A 2067-nucleotide genomic window follows, 5' to 3' on the forward strand; every position below is an offset into this window, starting at 1 on the left:
AGTTGCAAAGATGCTCAACGATACAGAGAGTTACTACTCCAGAAATCTTCAGAGCATCAAGGTGGTAAAGAGCAAGCTCGGAAGCACCATGTCGTCAGGTCTCGGCATGGACGACAAGAAGAACGGAATTCAGTAAAAGAAAAGCGGTGCTTACAGTATCCGCTGCCGATATAAAAGTTCAGCCCCGCGGCTTTGCCGCGGGGCTTGTTCATTATATAAATACGCTTTTATTCTATTGAAATAATGTAATAGTAAACAGGCTGACCGCCGTTTACGAGCATTACCTCTATCTTGTCGCCAAGCTTTGACTGTATGAACTTCTGGAGCTCCTCGGCGTTTTCCTCAGATACGTCTGCACCGTGGATAAGAGTCACGTAGTTCACATCGCCCTTTGCAAGCTTCTTGACAAGCTTGTATGTAGCCTTGTTTATATCGCGCTCGGTGAATGAGAGCTTGCCGTTATCGAGAGCAAGTATCTCGCCCTCTTTTATCTGATGTCCCTCAAATTCCGAGTTCCTTGCTGCAAAGGTGATAAGTCCCGTCGAGACCTTCTCAAAAGCCTTTGTCATATCCTTGCGGTTATCGTTAAGGCTGCGGCTGTCGTCAAATGCCAGCATTGCGGCTATACCCTGCGGTATGGTCCTTGTCTGGAGCACGCATACCTTTCTGTCAGTAAGCTTTACAGCCTGTTCTGCCGCCATTATTATATTCTTATTGTTGGGAAGCACGAATACTGTATTTGCGGGAGTTTTCAGTATAGCGCGGAGTATATCGTCTGTAGAGGGGTTCATTGTCTGACCGCCCTTGACTACCACGTCTGCGCCGAGGTCCGTGAACATGGCTTCAAGACCGTGACCTGCCGCAACTGCAACAAAGCCGAATTCCTTCTCGGGCTCTGCGGGAGTGAGTCCCTCCTCGGCAGCTCTTGCGTCCTTGACCTTGTTTTCGTGCTGTATACGCATATTCTCTATCTTCGGGCGCGGATCGTTGGTGAAGTGGCCGAACTCAAGGCCCTTCTGTATCGCCTTGCCGGGATTGTCCGTATGTACGTGTACCTTGATTATCTTCTCGTCGTCAACTACCACTACGCAGTCGCCGATAGTCTCAAGATAAGCCCTGAGAATGGACGCATCAGGGCAGCCGCTCTCCTTTTCGAGCATGAATTCAGTACAATATGTAAAAGTGATATCGTCGTCGTACTCGCTTACGGCTGTCCTGAAGGAATCGGACGAAGTCTCCTGAGCAGCGGGAGCTTCCTCGGGCTCGGCTATCTTTCCGCCTGCGAATACGTCGCACATCGCCCTGAATATTATGCACAGACCCTTTCCGCCTGCGTCAACGACTCCTGCCTTTTTGAGCTGCGGGAGCATATCCGTGGTCTTTGCAAGTGTAGCCTCAGCCTCCGCGCAGACCTCTTCCCAGAATGCGACTTCATCATTGGTCTCGGCGCATATCTCGTTTGCCTTTGCTGCGGCAGCCTTGACTACCGTGAGGATAGTACCCTCAACAGGCTTCATCACAGCCTTGTATGCAGCCTCCACACCGAAGTGCAGAGCGTCGCTGAAGTTCTCGCTTTTGGCTTCCTTACAGCCTGCAAGTCCCTTTGAAAATCCTCTGAATATAAGTGAAAGTATAACGCCCGAGTTTCCTCTTGCGCCTCTCAGAAATGCTGAAGCTGCCGTGGAAGCTACCTCGGATACGGGAGCCTTTGAGTCAAGGCGCTTAAGCTCTGCTATAGAGTTGCCTATGGTCATTGACATATTAGTTCCTGTATCGCCGTCGGGAACGGGGTACACATTCAGCTCATCGACCTCGCGCTTTCTGTTTGCAATGGTAACAGCTGCGGAGATTATCGCATCTCTGAGTAAAGAACCGTTTATCACAGTTAAATCCTCCAATTCTGTAAACAGGTAAGACCTTTACGTGTCAAGCGTTAAGATCGTCAACGTATACGTTGACCTTGTGGACATTTATTCCTGCCGCTTCCTCCAATGTGAAGCTGACCTTATGAGTAATGCTGTTTACGGCTGCAGTGATATTAGTACCATATGTCACTTTGATATGCAG

General features: G+C 49.5%; 2 protein-coding genes. Both read right to left on the reverse strand.

Features of this window, described 5'->3' with window-relative positions; translation table 11 throughout:
* Nucleotides 1-227: 227 nt before the first annotated feature.
* On the reverse strand, nucleotides 228-1883 hold the full coding sequence (locus K5677_RS10490) for a DAK2 domain-containing protein (RefSeq protein ID WP_296727702.1): 1656 nt from the start codon (nucleotides 1881-1883) through the stop codon (nucleotides 228-230).
* Nucleotides 1884-1926: 43 nt separating this feature from the next.
* Nucleotides 1927-2055: an Asp23/Gls24 family envelope stress response protein gene (locus K5677_RS14475; RefSeq protein WP_366849297.1), complete on the reverse strand. Its 129-nt coding sequence runs from the start codon at nucleotides 2053-2055 to the stop codon at nucleotides 1927-1929.
* Nucleotides 2056-2067: the final 12 nt, after the last annotated feature.

Source organism: Ruminococcus sp., assembly GCF_024684275.1.